A 15,277-nucleotide genomic window follows, 5' to 3' on the forward strand; every position below is an offset into this window, starting at 1 on the left:
TCAGCGTATGGTCAGCCGCCCTGCGCACGTAATTTCAGCTCGCGGGCATAGAACTGCTCGCTGGACAGCACGCTGATGCGGTCCATATCGGCCAGGATGGCGCGCAGCTCGTGCAGGAAGGCCCGCCGGCGCTCCGGCAGATCCGGGCCGGCTTGCAGCAGTTGCTGGTCGGCGGCCACCTGGCGCGCGGTCGCGAACAACAGCGCCGACACCGACTCGTTGCTGCGGATCCGGCCCTGCGCCGCGTACTGAGCACCCACACCCAACGCCCGCTTGGTCAGTTCCTTCTCTTCGATATCGGCCGGCGCATCACACAGCACGTCTGCGACGATCTGGTAAGCCTCGAAGAACGGCCGCAGCATCGCGTGCGACATCAGCGGCTGCTTACGGCGCAGCAGGTCGTCCACGGCGTCGCCGCCGGCGGCGACCTGGACCTCCCAATCGTCCTGCCACGACATCTCTTCGGCGAGGTGCTCGCGGAACGCTGCCGAATCGGCGAAGTAGAAGTCGAACTTCAGCAGATCGCGCAACCGCATCGCCTGCTCCCAGAACACCGCCACCCGGTCACCGTCGGGCGCCCGGCCGGCGTGGGCAAGCGCCAGCTCGGCGATCGCGGTCTCCAGAAACGCGTGGATGAGCGAGTTGCGGTAGAAGGCCGCCTCGTGTTCGTGCTCCGGGGCGATCCGCCACACCGGCTCGTGGCCGCCGTCCACCCTGGTGACCGGATGACCGTTGGACATGGCGTCGACGGCTGCCCGCACACCTTCCGGGGTGCGCAGCCGCAGCGCGCTGTTGGTGACCGGATTCTGCTTGCGCTCAAGGTAATCCAGCGAATCCTGCAGTGTGTGATGCAGCTGGCCCAGTGTCAGCGCACGGCCGCGGGTCGTGAGCAGCAGCGCCGATATCAGGCCGGTGGCGTTGATCGGCGTCACCCGCAGGATCCGCCAGGCCACCTCGAACGCCATCTTCTGCATGGCCAGACGTTTGGCGGCCTCATCCGAAGCGATCTCGCCGCCGGGCTCACCGAGATACTGCCGCATCGAAACCGCTTCGGGGAAGCGGACATAGATCTTGCCGTAGTTGCGCTCCCCCTGCGCCTTGATGAAGTTGAACAGCCACTCCGCGCTCTCCGGGGTCTTCTCCCCGCCACGGGCGTAGTTGGCGTACTCGGTGGTCTCGTGCAGCTGATCGAAGCTGATCGACACCGGCTGCAGCAGGATGTCCTCGCTGCGGCCGTCCAGATACGCGTCGGCGACGTAAGCCAGCAGACCGAGCTTGGGCGGCAACATCTTTCCGGTTCGAGAGCGAGTGCCCTCGATCGACCAACTGAGGTTGAAGCGTTTCTGCACGATGAAGCCGACGAACTGGCGCAGCACGTACTTGTACAGCGGGTCGTCGAGCTTGCGGCGCAGGAAGATGACGCCGGAGCGGCGCATCAACGGACCCATGAACCCGAAGGACAGGTTGATCCCGGCAAACGTGTGAGCCGGGGGCAGCTTGTTCTCCTGCATCGCCACCGGGACGATCACGCCGTCGAGGTAGGACCGGTGCGACCACAGCAAGACCGCCGGGTGGTCTTCCAGACCGCGCCGCATCGCTTCGATTTCCATGGTGTCGTAGTCGATTCGAGGATCGAAACCACGGCTGAAGATCGCGCGCCCGAGGTTCGGGATCAGATCGACCGAGAACCTGCTCCACCCGGTGGCCAGCTCGTTGAGCATCTCCTCGGCCTTGGCCGGGGTGGCGCCGGGGATCTGCTCGAGACCCTCCATGAAACGCGTGGACGCCATCAGCTCATCGGTGATGAGTCGGGGCGATTTGTATTCCGGTCCGAGCAGCCGCAATTCCATCCGCTCGACCGCCAGCGCCGCGCGGCGCAGCACGAAGCGCGCGAAGTCGCGCGGGCTGTCGCCGACGGTGTGCTCCTGCCACTGCTGGCGCAGTTCGGACACCTTCGCGGGTTCGCCGGCGACGATGCGGGCGCGGGAGGGATCCTTGCGAAGGATATTGCGTTGCAGGAGTTCCGGCGGGCGGTACGTGTCGCGCCCGGACAGCAGGCCGACGATCTTGACCCGGGTGGGCAGGCCGCCGGGCACCCAGAAGACCCGTACCGGGACGACCAACCGGTCTTCTCCGCCGGCGAGCTCCTCGACGAGCTGGGCCACCACCCCGGGTGGCGGGTCACCGGCGGGCAGCCGCAGAACCTCGACCCTGGTGTCGGGGTGCGCGCGACGTTGGGCGTGCAGCCAGTCGTTGAGCAGCTCGAACTCGGCCTTCGAGGACACCGCCGCGAGCACCAGCGCGTCGTCGGTGGTGCTGAAGTCGGCCAAGTGATCACTTCGGGTCATTTGCGGCCCTTGGCATTCGGCGACTTCTTGGCCGACGGGGCGGCCTTCTTCGCGGGAGCCTTCTTGGCCGCCGCCTTTTTGGCGGGCGGCTTCTTGACGGCCTTCTTCGCGGGCGCTTTCTTATATATCGGGTGCACCGGCACCTCGCCGACCGGCCAGTTCTTCAGCGTGTCCAGATACAGCTGACGAACCTCTTCGATGCGTTCCGGGAGATCTTCCAGCGTCCAGTCCTTCACCGAAAGGGGTGGATACACAACGATATCCACCTCCCCCGGGTTCATGGTTGACGAATCCCGGGAGGCGATGACCTCCGCGTTGCGAACCACGATGGGCACCAACGGAACACCGGCGGCCATGGCCAGCCGGAACGGTCCCTTCTTGAACGGGCCGACGGTTCGGGTGTCCAGCCTGGTGCCTTCGGGCGCGATCATGATCGACAGGCCCTTTCTCACCAGTTCCTCTACCTCGTGCATGGTTTCGAGGGCGGCCTTGGGGTCGTCGCGGTCGATGAACACGGTGTCGGTCAGCTTGCCCAGCGTGCCGACCACGGGGTCGTCCTTCAGTTCTTTCTTGCCGACTCCGGTCCAGTTGTCCCGGAGCAGCGACGCCACGATCACCGGGTCGGCGTTGTTGCGGTGGTTGAAGATGAACACCGCCGGGCGTTGCTTCTTGAGGTTCTCTTGGCCAAGGACGTTGAGCCGCACACCGTTTACGGCCAGCAGCATGTTCGGGAATGCGGTGGTGAAGAAGTTCAGTCCGCGCCGCCTGCTTCGGGTCAGCGCCCCCCACCAGATCGCGCCGGTCGCGGCGGGCACCAGGGCGCCGACACCGAGCAGGGTGCGAACCTGTCCCATCAGTCCGCCGCCACCGCGGCTGGAGAACTGCAGGATCGGCCAGCCGCGCCGACGGGCCACCGCGGCCATCTTGCCTTCGGGGTTGGTCGGGCGCGGGTTGCCGACCAGATACATCAGCGCGACGTCCTCGTCGCCGTCGGCGTAGAAGTAGGAGTGCTTGAGGTCAATGTCGTTGTCGGCGGCGAACTTCTGCACGGCATTGGCCTTGCCCGGCCCCCACAGGATGGGCCGGACCACCTCACCGGTCAGCACGTCGTTCTCGTCGACCTCGAACCGGTTGGTCAGGGTGTTCTGGATTCCCAGGAACTTGGCCACCGGCTCGACCTGAAGGGTCAGCGCCGACGAGCTGAGCACCACCGTGTGCCCGCGCTCCATGTGCGCGTGTACCAGCTCACGCATCTCGGGGTAGATCCGCTTCTCGATCTTCTGCACGAACATCCGATCACCGATCTCGTGCAGATCACTCAACGCCCGCCCGCGCAGGGCTTGCGACGCCTTGGTGATCAGCTCCTCGAACTCCAGCCGGCCGAGCTGATGGTTGAGACCGGCGGCGATCATCGTGATCAACTCCCCGATGCCCATGTCGCGGCTGCGGAAGCGTTCCTGGGTGAGGATGACGGCGGTGAATCCAGCCACCAGGGTGCCGTCCAGATCGAAGAACGCTCCGATCTTCGGACCCTCGGGGCTGGCCATCACCTCGGCAACCGAGCCGGGCAGCCGCATCTCCTTGTCGCTCATCAGAAGGACACCGATCCGTTCGTGGAAGGTTGGGCGGAGTTGTCGACCTTGTCGGGGAACGACGAGGGCACCACTCGCGGTGCCGGATCGCCGGCCAGCGCCAGTACCTCGTCGAATCCCTCACGCAGGCACTGGGCCCACAGATCTTCGTCGGTGATCGAGGCGCGGTCGTACCGGGTGGTGACGGTCGCGAAGCCGCCGCGGGAGACCAGCACCACCATCATCGCCACCCCGGGAAGCGGGCCGATTCCATACTGGCGCAGCACTTTTGCCCCGGCGATGAAGGTCTCGCCGGAGTAGACGGGCACGTTGCTGGCCTGTACGTCGGAGGCGATCACCGACCCGGTCATGGCCTCGAGCACAGCGTCGGGCAGCAGGCCCACCACCGGTGCGACGGCGCCCATCAAGTCGATGGCCGCCTCCTCGCGCCGGGACGTCATCTGCTTGCGGATCTTCTGGATACGCACGCCCGGATCGGCGACGGCGATCGGTGCGGCCAGGTTCACCCCGGCGAAGCGGTTGCCGCCGGCCGGGTCGGCCTCGGCCCGCAGACTCACCGGCACCGCCATCGGCAGGCTGTTGATCGGCACCCCGAGCGTCTCGTGATAGCGCCGGAGCGCCCCGCACAACCCGGCCAGGTAGGCGTCGTTGATCGAACCGCCGGCGGCGTGCGCGGCCGACCGCAGATCGCTCAGCTGCATCTCGATCGCTTCACTGCGCGACGACAGGCTGCGGCGGCGCAGCAGTGGGGACGGTTCGGCGGCGCGGCTGATGACGCGACGCCCGGAGCGGGCGTAGTCGACGGCATCCCACACGGCCGTGCCCGGGTTGCGCACCACGCGGCCGACCACCGACAGTCCGCCCGCGACCGCACCGAACAATCCGCTGACGATATTGCCGGGCAGCTGGTTGAACCCTTCGCGCATCAGATCGTTGGGCGTCAGGTCCTGCGGCACCGGCATCGGCGGTGCCGGCCGGGGCGCGGGTTCGCGTTCCAGGTCGTAGATCTCGGCAAACATCGCGGTCGCGCCGACACCGTCGGTGACCGCGTGGCTCAGGTGCAGCAGGGTGGCGGCCTTGCCGCCCTCCAGGCCTTCGACCAGGGTGGCTGTCCACAGTGGTCGCGAGATGTCCAGCGGCGACTGCAGGCTCACCTCGGCCAGGTCGAGAACCTCACGCAGGGTGCCGGGCTCGGGGACGCGCACCCGGCGGACGTGGAAGTCGAGGTTGAAGTCGGGGTCGACCACCCAGCGCGGCGCGGCCGTCGGCAAGGTCGGGACGACGACCCGCTGGCGCAACCGAAGCACTTTGCGGGAGGCGTTCTCAAACGCCGACCGGAACCGGTTCCAGTCCGGGGTGCGATCGAGGATTTCCAGCGCCATGATCCCCGAGCGGGTCCGTGGGTTGGCCTCACCGCGATGCAGCAGCATGTCGAGGGGGCCGAGTTCGTCCGGCAGACCATTCGCATCGACGGCTCCGCTCATCGACCGCTCCTCCTCGACACTGCCACTCCTCGTGTTTCCCCCCGCAAGCCCGGAAACCACGCTAGTCGGCGCGCGCCGGTAGCGGGTCTCGATTGTGAGACGGCTTGGCACTCAGCGGAAGCGGGGTCAGCGTCACCGATGGAAAAGGTGAACGCCCGTCACGAGGATGTCGAATGGCCCAGGCGATCGACTACGCCGAGCCTGTCTAGGCCACACACAGCGGCGGCAACAGCAACAGCACCGGCCACAGCAGGGCGGCCAGCACGTAAGAGCCCACCTCCGCACCGGCCGGCAGGATCCGGTCGAGCCCGACCTCCAGTTGCTGCACCGCCTCGACGTGGAAGAACGCCCACGTGAGCCCGATGATCAGATGTGGGATCGCCAGCCACATGGCGATCTCGATCAGCGTTTCGATGCTCACCTTGTAGCTCAGCACGCGACGCAATCTGGTGACCAAAACGTCCATCAGGCCCCTCCCCGAATTCTGCCAACCCAGGTTCTCACAAATTGCTGTCCGGGGGTACGGTACTGACTACGATTGGCCTGACTCGGGGCGGGAGGGAACGACGTGGAGTTGCTGACGAAGCTTCGACAGATCCTGAACTACAAGCTGACGATCGCCGAACTGATCGGCATAGGACTGTTGCTCGGCATCCCGTATCTCGCGGTCGGCCTGGTGTGGTCGTCAACCCACACCGAGCATCTGAATCAACTGCACGGCGCCGACCTCGTCGTGTCGTTCCTGGGGTCCATCGCGTCATGGCCCGTGTTGCTGTTCGCCAACGTCTGCATGACGTGACCCCTCGCAGGATCGTCGCGGGTGTCGCCGCGGTGACGCTGCTGACGGTCGGCCTGCTCGCACTGCGCTGGCCGGTGTACCTGCCCGAGTTCGATCCCTGGGGCATACAAGTCAAGTGCGGCAGCGGTTTTGGCGCCGAGCTGGTTCAGGCGACATTCGCCGGCGCGGCCGACCGCTGCCAGCACGCGCTGGCGATCCGGCGGTTGTGGGCGATCCCGATGGCGGCACTGGGCTGGCTGATCGTCATCGTGCTGGTGGTGCCGTTGCTGCGACCGCGAGAGGGCAGCTCACCAGGCTGACGCTCATCAATTGCCGGGCAGCACGAGATTCGCCATCACGAACTGCAGATAGGGCTCGTATAGATCCTGGTCGTCGAGATGGCTTCCCATCAATACGCCCTCAGTGCTGGCCACCAGCAGCCGGGCCAGCGTCTCGGCGGGCATCCGGAGCTCGCCGCCAAGGCGGGCAACGTGATTGATGATGTAGCTGGCGATCCACTGGATCATCCGTTCGCGTTGTGGCGCCAGACGCTCGCGCGCGTCCGGGTTGCGAAGCAGGTACAGCGAGAACTCGTAGTTGAGCGCGGCGTCGGCCCGGCTCGCGGTCGTGACGCTGCGCCAGCGCTTCACAAGTTCGTCGACCAATTGGTCGTTGAGCGCTTCGAACGAGCCGATGACGTCGTCGAAATTGGCGGCCAGACGTTGCAGCCGCCGCTCGACGACGGCCAGGAACAGGTCGTCCTTGGCTCCGAAGTGTGACGCGATGGCTCCGCGCGTGTATCCGGCCGCCTCGGCGATGTCGTCGAGCGCGGCACCCGCGAAGCCGTGATCGGCGAACGCCGTCTCTGCCGAGTCGAGCAGCAGATTGCGGGTGTGTTCCAGCCGCCGCTCACGCGTCCATTTCTGCGCCATGAGTCGATCGTCTCAGATCGCTGTCGCGTCTTGTACGGCTCGCCCCCACCCGCTATATTCGGCACCGGATAATTTATACGCCTTCGCATATAACTTGCTGAGCTGCTACTACCGGTCAGCTGGCAGCAATGTCGAACTCAGGAGGGGAAGAGTTGCCCAAGTCTCGCGAGGAGCACGCAGCGCAGTGGGACCTGCGCCACGAGGACTTCAACGACAACGACTTTCTCTACGACGTGTACGACGTCATGCGCGCGAAGTCCGCGTTCGCCTATACCGACACGCCCTTCCTGACCCCTGACGCCGGCGGGTCGTGGGTCGCGGTGAGCTACAGCGCGTGCGCGGCGATCCTCAAGGACTGGGAGCACTTTTCGAGCAACCCGACGCCGCAGGGCGCCGAGCAACTCCCCGGCGACATCGTCATCACCCTCGATCCCCCGCGTCAGCAAAAGTTCCGTAAAGTGCTCAATCCGTACTTCTCCCCCGGGCGCATGCAACAGCTGCAGCCCGAAATCCGTTCTGAGACAGACAAATTGATCGATGAGTTTATCGAATCGGGAGCGGGCGACCTCGCCGAGGTGGCGTGGCGACAGCCGGGCATCGTCTTCTTCAAATACCTACTGGGAATGCCGGTGGGTGACGTCCCGCTGTGCATCGAACTGACCGACACCGCCCTCAACGGCGCCACCGAGGACGTGCGGAGCGCGGCGTGGGGTGGGCTGTACCAGCACATCACCGACGCGGTCGTCGCACACTCCGAGGCCCCGCCGACCGACGACATGATCGATGTGCTGCTCAACGCGGAGATCGACGGCCAGAAACTGGCGTTCCAAGACGTTGTCGGCAACGCCATGCTGCTGGTGCAGGCCGGACTGGAGACGACCGCAAACGCGATGTCGTTCGCCTTCCACTACCTCGCCACGCATCCCGACGAACGCGACAGACTGATCCGTGAGCCCGAGATCATGCCCTACGCGATCGAGGAGTTCATTCGCTTCGCGGGATCGATCCACGGAATTCCGCGAACCGTCACGCGCGACGTCGAGCTCGAGGGGCACACCTTCCACGCCGGCGAATCCGTGCAGGTGAACTACGCTTCGGCCAACCGGGATGCCGCCGAATTCCCGCAGCCCGAGCGCTGCGCTCTTGACCGACGGCAGAACCGCCACCTCGGATTCGGCGCCGGCGTGCACCGTTGCCTCGGATCCAATCTCGCGCGCCTCGAGTTCCGCATCGGCGTCGAACAGGTCCTGGCCAGAATGCCCGACTTCACGCTGGTCACCGACACCGAAGCGAAGTTCCATGGGAACTCCGTCACACGCGGATACCGCACGGTCCCAGTGACATTCACACCGGGAAACCGCACCTGCTAAGCCGCCAGAGCTGCCGCGGGCTGACGCGACACCTCAGCGTTATCTTATATTTATCTTATTTTTCTTAGAGTTCGTGTACGGTGGGGGCTTGCCGCAACGGAAGGAACCCGCCATGCAGCCACCCGCACGCGTTGTGTTGATCACCGGCGCATCCAGGGGCATCGGAGCCGAAGTAGCACGTCAGCTCGCCGAGCCCGGCACCCACGTCATCGTGAACTACCGGGAGAAAACGCAACAGGCCCAATCGGTCGTCGACGCGATCCGCAGTGCGGGCGGCAGCGCCACAGCCTTGGCCGCCGACATCTCCGACAATGTCGAGGTGGCGGCGATGATGCAGTGCATCACCGCCCAATTCGGCAAGTTGGATGCGTTGATCCTCAACGCGTCGGGCGGACTCGAGATGCGACTCAACCGCGATGCGCAGCGCCGCCTCGCACTGCTGGCCATGCCGCTCATGCCGCCCGGCTCCCGCATCGTGTTCGTCACCAGCCACCAGGCCCACTTCTACCCGAACAAGGCGGTGCCGAAGGGGTATGCCGGCGTCGCCGCGAGCAAGCGAGCGGGCGAAACCGCGCTGTATGCAATGCGTTCCGCGTTCGACCACGCCGGGATCCACCTGACCGTCGCCTCCGGCGACGAAACCAGCATCGTGCCTGCCAAAGAATTCGCGACCGCGATCGTCAACGCCGCGGTCACCGCGAGCCCGTCGACCATCGTCTACATCGGTGGCGCCGACTACTTGATGACGGTGGCCTGAGGAGTCAGCTCGCCGAGCTGACCGCAACTCTCCTGCTGCCTTCGCCCGCGGCGACGTGCCGGCCGTAGACAATGCCCAGGAAGCTCGCGACGGCCTCGGCCGCCAGCTGGCAGCGCAGAGTCGCGATGTGGTCGAAGGCGTGGTGGGCGTTGGGCAGCTCGGCGTAGGAGACCGTGCGGGGACCGGACTTTCGTAATGCGGCAGTGAAAGCCCGCGCCTGTGAACTCGGGATGACGGCATCATTCTCCCCGTGCAACACGAAGAACGGCGGCGCGTCGCGGTGGATCCGATGGATGGGCGACGCGTCCCGGTACAGCGTGGGATCACCGGCGCGGCGGCGCTGCATCACGACGTGCTCGAGCAGCGGCATCATCAGCGGGTGCATGTTGTCGGTGTCGGTCAGGTCGTAGACGCCGTAGTAGGGCACGGCGGCCTGCACGCTGGTGTCGGCGTCCTCGAAGCCCGGCTGCAACGTGGTGTCCTGCGGGGTGAGCGCCGCCAGTGAGGCCAGGTGCCCGCCGGCGGAACCACCGGTGATGGCGATGAAATCGGGGTCGCCCCCGTACTCGGCGATGTTGGCCCGCACCCAGGCAATCGCGCGCTTGACGTCGACGACGTGCGTGGGAAACGCGGCGCGGGGGCTGCGGCTGTAGTTGACCGAGACACAGATCCAGCCCAGCTCGGACATCCGGGTCATCAGCGGATAACCTTGGCCCAGTTTGTCATTGACCGACCACGCACCGCCGGGCACGTGGATGAGGACCGGCGCGCGGTAGCCCTCGGGAAGGTCGGGCCGCCGCCAGATGTCGAGCAGGTTGCTGCGGCCGCCCGGGCCGTAGGAGATGTTCCTGGTCTTTGCGGCGTAGTGGCGCCGGTGCCGCATGGCGTCGAGGACTCCGGCCAGATTGGGCCGGCGGGCCGTGTACTCGTCGAGCGGGTGTCGTACGGCGGCGGTGTAGTTCTTGCCGAAGGTCTCTTGCAGGGCCCCGTCGAGGACGGAGTCGGCTTTTTGGACGGCCAGCGCGGAGGCGATGTTCTCCAGCGGTGACGGCACGACCGAGAGCGCGTGGCCGGCGACGACCTGCGGGGCGAATTCAGCGGACAGCCAGCCGAGGATCCAGCCCGCGGCGGACGGCGTGCCCCGCAGCAGTAGCGAGCCAGTGTGGAACGCCCGCGTGCATTGCGCGGTGACCTGCTCGATCGGGCTACTCATAAGCTGCAGACTCCCTTGTCCTTAGCTCGCCTAACGCCTTTGCCGGGCGTGTGTGCCGGTCGTCACACCATAACTCAACTTTGGTCAAACCTGAGGAATTCTCAGGATCGAATTCTGCGCAGATCCCCATACCCGCAGGCCAGCGTTCAAGATAACCGGCGAACGCGGCCCGGCTGGATCAGCCGCGCCGGGTCAAAGCCCGGCAAAGTGAACAGCCGCGGGCCTCATGTTGTCCGCCAACTTGCCTCCCAGGAAACGTCGGACAAGGGCCATGGATGATGTGGCGATGCTGCTCGAGGATCCCTACGCCGTCGCTTCCGGCGGGCTGACCGCCCGCGCCGAACCGACGTGCATCGCGCATGCACCCGCTCCCCTGGGCCGACGTTTTCCGCGACATCCGCAGACGCAGCCCTTCCATCCCAACGATGCGGCTCAGGCCCGATTGTTCAGCGAGCTGATACAGGCCGAGATCGACGATCTCGAGGACCTGATCATCGTTGCCGAGCGCCGGTGGTCGAGCCGGCTCGACGCCGGCTGGGGTGCCGAGCGGACGCCCGAACCAGTGCTGCGGCTGCGGGACAAATTGAAGGAAGTGCGGCGACTGCAGGCGGCATTGGAGTCCCGGTTCGGCACCGATTAGCGCTCAGGTCGGTCTGTGCTCAGCGAGATTCCAATTCACAGGAAGATACACACGCCCCAGCTGGCAAACGCGCACCGCTAGACTGTCCCCCGCGCTGCCTCCGTAGCTCAGTCGGATAGAGCAAGGGCCTTCTAATCCCTAGGTCGCAGGTTCGATTCCTGCCGGGGGCGCTGGTCAGAGGTGGTATTTAGCCGTACTGAATAACGTCGGTCGGCGTTTATTCGCAGTTGTGCGACCGTCTCCCCTCTGGCCATACGGTTCGACTCGATCGGATCAGGTCCTATCTGAACTCGCACGTCGGCTTGAGGCGGCGCTGGGAAAGAACGGCCGCAGAGCCACCATGTAGGCCACGAACATGGTCGGCCCGGCAAGGATCGTCAGCCATGGCAAGTCGAGTGGCACGGATGCGATCAATACGGCAACGACGGTGAAGCACACGGCAGCAGCGATCGGGGATCGGCCCACTTGTCCGCGCTCGGTGTGTCGCAGCAGCAGATAGTAGGCGCCGCATAGGCCGACCAGTCCGGCCTGCGGTGGTGGTGCGTTGCTGAGCATGACCGCGACCGCGGCGAGCAGCACAGCGGTCGTTGCGGCGTGGCGCACTCGAATAGCCACCCCTACTGCGAGACCGCAAGCTACGGCAACGACGAATGCGCTTCCGGCGGTGTGGATCCCCGCGATTGCCGCCATCGCCAGCCCGACCACGGTCGGGAGTAGATGCGCCTTGCCGTGGATGTACGTCATCGTGAGCTTCGTCGCTGGCGTCGATGTTGTGGAACCAGTGCCATGGCTTGATCGAGGGTGTGTTCCGGTGTCCAGGACACGACGTCCACGCCGAGGGTGGACATGTTGCGGTGCATGAATGATCGCTGCAGCGCCCACATCCGGTCGACCAACGGGTCGTGGTCATCGGTGAAGGGAGTTCCGACGAGCATGTCGATGGCTACGACCGTGTGTCCGCGCTTTCGGAGGTCGATCAGCGCTAGCGCGAAATCGGTCTCCAGCAGCGTGGAGAACGCGATGACGATCCCACCGGCGGGGATCGCCCCCGGGGGAACCAGTGTGCTCATGCCGGTGTCAGGCCCGATTCCCGTTGCGTCGAGGATGGTGTCGACGATTCGGTAGAACTGGGCTTTGCCCATATCGGCCCCGAGCCATTGGATTCGTCGGTTGCCAAGGGCAACGATTCCGGCGCGGTCGCCGTGGCGTAATGCGGTCTGAACCACTTGGACTGCGCCGCGTGCCATCCGGTCGGTGGCCTCCGCGGCGGGGCCGAGAGGCTGTGCGTGGCAGTCGATCAACGCCACCACGTCAGCGGCGCGGTCAGTCAGCCGTTCGGTCACGTGCAGTGTTCGGCGTCGGGCGCTGACAGGCCAATTCACGGTGCGCAGTTGGTCGCCGGGCACGTAGGCGCGGATGTCGGCGAACTCGACGCCAGGACCGGTGCGGCGGACGAGGTGGCTGCCCAGACGATCGGGCAGTTCGGTGTTGGGCAGGCCGGTGTCTTGCGGGGGCGCGATGGGAAACACACAGCAGTCCGCCGCTTGGACGGTCGCCGTTCCGCGCAGTAGCCCACCGGCAGCGCGGACCTCGACGTGGGCGTACACCACATACCGTCCCCATCGTTGAGCCGAAACTGCGACCTGCTGATAGGACGGTGTGCACTCGATGATCTCGACACCCATTCCATCGGTTGCCGAAATCATCAGTGCAACAACCGCTTCTGACTCCAACGTCAGAGTGAACCGCGCTTGCTCGGATTCGAAGAAGTACTGCCGGGCCGCTGAGCTGTGAACCCGCACTGCTGGCGTGTTGTCCGATCGCCAGTAGATTGAGCACAGCACGCCCAGCAGCGGGGCGGCGAGCACAATCAGTTGCCAGCGGGCGCTGATCGCTGCTGCCGCGAAGATCGCCGCGACGCAGGTCGCTATCGCGAGAGTCAATGGCGAAGCGCGCCAATCGGGTTGGACCGTGATCCCGCGAGCTTCGGTCACCGCTTCTGCCGGTCCCGCGGGATGGGCATACGGTCCAACAGTTCGGCTAGGACATCGCCGGCCTGGATGCGCCGCACCCACATCTCTGGTCGCAGGATGATGCGGTGCGCCATCGCCGACACGGCAAGTGCTTTGACATCCTCGGGGATCACGTATTCACGGCCGCGCAGAAGGGCGTGCGCCCGGGCGAGTTGCACCAGGTCGAGTTCGGCACGGGGGCTGGCCCCGACGGCGACCTGTGGGTGATGGCGGGTGGAGTCTGCCAACGACACCACGTAATCCAGCACGTCGTCGTCGACCGCGATTTGCTCCACGGATTCCTGCATGGCCAGGAGCTGATGTCGGTCAACGACCTGGCGGAGTTGCGGTTCGGCAGAACCGCGCTCAAGTCGGCGGCGCAGCATCGACCGTTCTTCCGGTTTCGACAGGTAGTGCAGTTCGAGGCGGATCGCGAACCGGTCCAACTGGGCTTCCGGAAGTGGATAGGTGCCCTCGTACTCGATGGGATTCTCGGTCGCCAGCACGATGAACGGGTCCGGCAGTGGATGCGTGGTTCGGTCAATGCTGACCTGCCGCTCGGCCATTGCCTCCAGCAGGGCGGCCTGCGCCTTAGGAGGTGTTCGGTTGATCTCGTCGGCCAGCAGCAGATTGGTGAAGATGGGGCCTTGGCGGAACTCGAAACGCCCCGACTGCATGTCGTAGATGGTCGAGCCGAGTAGATCGGCCGGTAGCAGATCCGGAGTGAACTGCACACGGGTGAAGTCCAAGCCCAGCGTCGCACCGAACGACCGGGCGATCAACGTCTTGCCCAGGCCCGGGAGGTCCTCGATGAGCACATGCCCTCGGGCGAGCACGGTGGTCAGAATCTGCGTCAGCGCTTCGCGTTTGCCCACCACGGCGCGTCCGATTTCATCGAGGATCGCTTCGCAGAGGGTGGCCGTCGTCGTAACCGGCAGTGTCACAGTCGCTCCAGACGCTCGATAATGTGGACGAACACCTCCCGGCCTGGCCCACGTTCCTGGGCGCCGGTGCGTGAAACGTTGTCGGGATCAATCCAGCCCCACAACTCATCTCCGAAGAGGATGCGGCCTGTGTTCGCGAATGCTGCTGGGTCTCTGCTCCGTGGTTGCCTGGTGGCGACTTCGAATTGCCGGGCCAGGGAGGGCCGAAGACGGCGATCCCAGTCCGCCCGCGTGGAGTCCGACCATGCGATCTGGGACTCGGCCCGTTCCACCCACCGTTTGATCGTCGCCCCGGCCTCATCGGCCCCGCCCTCTGCTGGCCCGGGTTTGGGCCGACGGCCCAACGACCATCGGGCGGCAACGAGCGCCAACGCCAAGGCGACACCTGAAAACCACGACATCGCATGACGTTCGGGCATCAACAGCGACACCGCCTCTGCGGCCAGCACGCCACAAACCCCAACCACACCCATCACGAATGTCCTCATGGCGAAGCCAAGGTTTGGGAGCGCAACCGTCGCATCACCCGAAGCAGCACCACGACACCCCCTGCCGACCAGATATGTCCGAGGTGCATTCTCGCGTATCAGCCTCGCCGGCCGGCGCGTTCGGCGAAAGCGTCGAGCGCGGCAAGCACGTCGGGAGAACGCCACACTCGGTTACGAGGTCCATTAGTTGCCTCGACGAGGATTCCCGCCTCGGTGAGTGGGTTGAGGTAGCGGTGCGCGTTGGTGGACTCGATACCCAGCTCCTGTGCCAGCAGTACAGCGTTCACGACTGGGCGGCGGGTCAACAAATCGGCGACCTTCCACACCGCAGAGTCGGACCGCGCGGTGATCACGCCGTTCCAGTGCTCCCGGATCTCGCGAAGGTCGGCGACCAGTTGTCGCCCGTTGGCGATCGCCAGCACGGTGGCTCGCGAGAAGCGCTCAACGATCGGCGTGGCGTCCCCGTCGCGATAACTCGTCAACGCGGCGAAATACGCATCGGTGTCCGCCAGCAGGCCGGCCGAGACGGGCACCGTGACCTGGCGCGTCAGGCCTTTTTTGCGCAGCAGCGATTGGACCAGGGCGCGACCGGTGCGGCCGTTGCCATCCGTGAACGGATGAATGGTCTCGAACTGTGCGTGGCCCACGGCGATCTGCGGCAGCGCGGGAACGTCGGCGCGCTGCGCGAAGGCGACACGATGCGGATTTCTGGTCATACG

At 65.6% G+C, this 15,277-nt stretch carries 16 protein-coding genes and 1 tRNA gene; 6 read left to right on the top strand and 11 right to left on the bottom strand.

The features are described from left to right. Positions 1–11: 11 nt before the first annotated feature. The 4 genes from HPC46_RS07865 to HPC46_RS07880 form a co-directional block, all read right to left on the bottom strand. On the bottom strand, positions 12–2,348 hold the full coding sequence (locus HPC46_RS07865; protein WP_179468495.1) for a glycerol-3-phosphate 1-O-acyltransferase: 2,337 nt from the start codon (positions 2,346–2,348) through the stop codon (positions 12–14). Further along, the gene (locus HPC46_RS07870) at positions 2,345–3,940 is read right to left on the bottom strand and encodes an HAD-IB family hydrolase/lysophospholipid acyltransferase family protein (RefSeq protein ID WP_233716291.1); all 1,596 of its coding nucleotides are present in this window, start codon (positions 3,938–3,940) and stop codon (positions 2,345–2,347) included. Before HPC46_RS07870 ends, HPC46_RS07865 begins: the two co-directional genes overlap by 4 nt. Further along, a complete protein-coding gene (locus tag HPC46_RS07875) occupies positions 3,940–5,424 on the bottom strand; it encodes a wax ester/triacylglycerol synthase family O-acyltransferase (protein ID WP_179468497.1) in 1,485 nt (494 codons plus the stop codon). Before HPC46_RS07875 ends, HPC46_RS07870 begins: the two co-directional genes overlap by 1 nt. Positions 5,425–5,629: 205 nt before the next feature. Next, entirely contained in the window at positions 5,630–5,890 is a 261-nt protein-coding gene (locus HPC46_RS07880) for a hypothetical protein (RefSeq protein WP_179468499.1), read from the bottom strand. A 108-nt stretch (positions 5,891–5,998) separates the two neighbouring features. Between HPC46_RS07880 and HPC46_RS07885 the strand changes: the two genes are divergently transcribed. Continuing rightward, on the top strand, positions 5,999–6,223 hold the full coding sequence (locus HPC46_RS07885; protein WP_179468576.1) for a hypothetical protein: 225 nt from the start codon (positions 5,999–6,001) through the stop codon (positions 6,221–6,223). After that, positions 6,220–6,522, top strand: coding sequence for a hypothetical protein (locus HPC46_RS07890; protein WP_179468501.1), 303 nt, complete (start codon positions 6,220–6,222; stop codon positions 6,520–6,522). Before HPC46_RS07885 ends, HPC46_RS07890 begins: the two co-directional genes overlap by 4 nt. A 6-nt stretch (positions 6,523–6,528) precedes the next feature. Here HPC46_RS07890 and HPC46_RS07895 read toward each other — a convergent pair whose 3' ends face one another. Continuing rightward, positions 6,529–7,134 carry a TetR/AcrR family transcriptional regulator gene (locus tag HPC46_RS07895; protein ID WP_179468503.1) on the bottom strand — a complete coding sequence of 202 codons (606 nt, stop codon included), beginning with the start codon at positions 7,132–7,134 and terminating at the stop codon, positions 6,529–6,531. Between the two features lie 128 nt (positions 7,135–7,262). Here HPC46_RS07895 and HPC46_RS07900 point away from each other — a divergent pair, with 128 nt between their 5' ends. After that, complete coding sequence (locus HPC46_RS07900; protein WP_407665478.1) at positions 7,263–8,504, top strand: cytochrome P450; 1,242 nt, start codon at positions 7,263–7,265, stop codon at positions 8,502–8,504. Between the two features lie 112 nt (positions 8,505–8,616). Continuing rightward, positions 8,617–9,261, top strand: coding sequence for an SDR family oxidoreductase (locus HPC46_RS07905; protein ID WP_179468505.1), 645 nt, complete (start codon positions 8,617–8,619; stop codon positions 9,259–9,261). A gap of 4 nt (positions 9,262–9,265) precedes the next feature. Here HPC46_RS07905 and HPC46_RS07910 read toward each other — a convergent pair whose 3' ends face one another. Next, entirely contained in the window at positions 9,266–10,474 is a 1,209-nt protein-coding gene (locus HPC46_RS07910; RefSeq protein WP_179468507.1) for an alpha/beta hydrolase, read from the bottom strand. Positions 10,475–10,745: 271 nt separating this feature from the next. Between HPC46_RS07910 and HPC46_RS07915 the strand changes: the two genes are divergently transcribed. Further along, on the top strand, positions 10,746–11,114 hold the full coding sequence (locus tag HPC46_RS07915; protein WP_179468509.1) for a hypothetical protein: 369 nt from the start codon (positions 10,746–10,748) through the stop codon (positions 11,112–11,114). Between the two features lie 96 nt (positions 11,115–11,210). After that, positions 11,211–11,284 (top strand) — tRNA-Arg (locus HPC46_RS07920). Between the two features lie 103 nt (positions 11,285–11,387). On the opposite strand, the gene HPC46_RS07925 is transcribed toward HPC46_RS07920, so the two are convergent. The 5 genes from HPC46_RS07925 to HPC46_RS07945 form a co-directional block, all read right to left on the bottom strand. After that, entirely contained in the window at positions 11,388–11,858 is a 471-nt protein-coding gene (locus HPC46_RS07925; RefSeq protein ID WP_179468511.1) for a hypothetical protein, read from the bottom strand. Continuing rightward, a complete protein-coding gene (locus HPC46_RS07930; protein WP_179468513.1) occupies positions 11,855–13,108 on the bottom strand; it encodes a DUF58 domain-containing protein in 1,254 nt (417 codons plus the stop codon). The genes HPC46_RS07925 and HPC46_RS07930 overlap by 4 nt, the downstream gene beginning before the upstream one ends. Beyond that, a complete protein-coding gene (locus tag HPC46_RS07935; protein WP_179468515.1) occupies positions 13,105–14,070 on the bottom strand; it encodes an AAA family ATPase in 966 nt (321 codons plus the stop codon). The genes HPC46_RS07930 and HPC46_RS07935 overlap by 4 nt, the downstream gene beginning before the upstream one ends. After that, positions 14,067–14,558: a hypothetical protein gene (locus tag HPC46_RS07940; protein ID WP_233716292.1), complete on the bottom strand. Its 492-nt coding sequence runs from the start codon at positions 14,556–14,558 to the stop codon at positions 14,067–14,069. Before HPC46_RS07940 ends, HPC46_RS07935 begins: the two co-directional genes overlap by 4 nt. A 98-nt stretch (positions 14,559–14,656) precedes the next feature. Further along, complete coding sequence (locus tag HPC46_RS07945; RefSeq protein WP_233716293.1) at positions 14,657–15,274, bottom strand: Fic family protein; 618 nt, start codon at positions 15,272–15,274, stop codon at positions 14,657–14,659. Between the last annotated feature and the right edge of the window lie 3 nt (positions 15,275–15,277).

Source organism: Mycolicibacterium vinylchloridicum, assembly GCF_013404075.1.
Classification (GTDB): domain Bacteria; phylum Actinomycetota; class Actinomycetes; order Mycobacteriales; family Mycobacteriaceae; genus Mycobacterium; species Mycobacterium vinylchloridicum.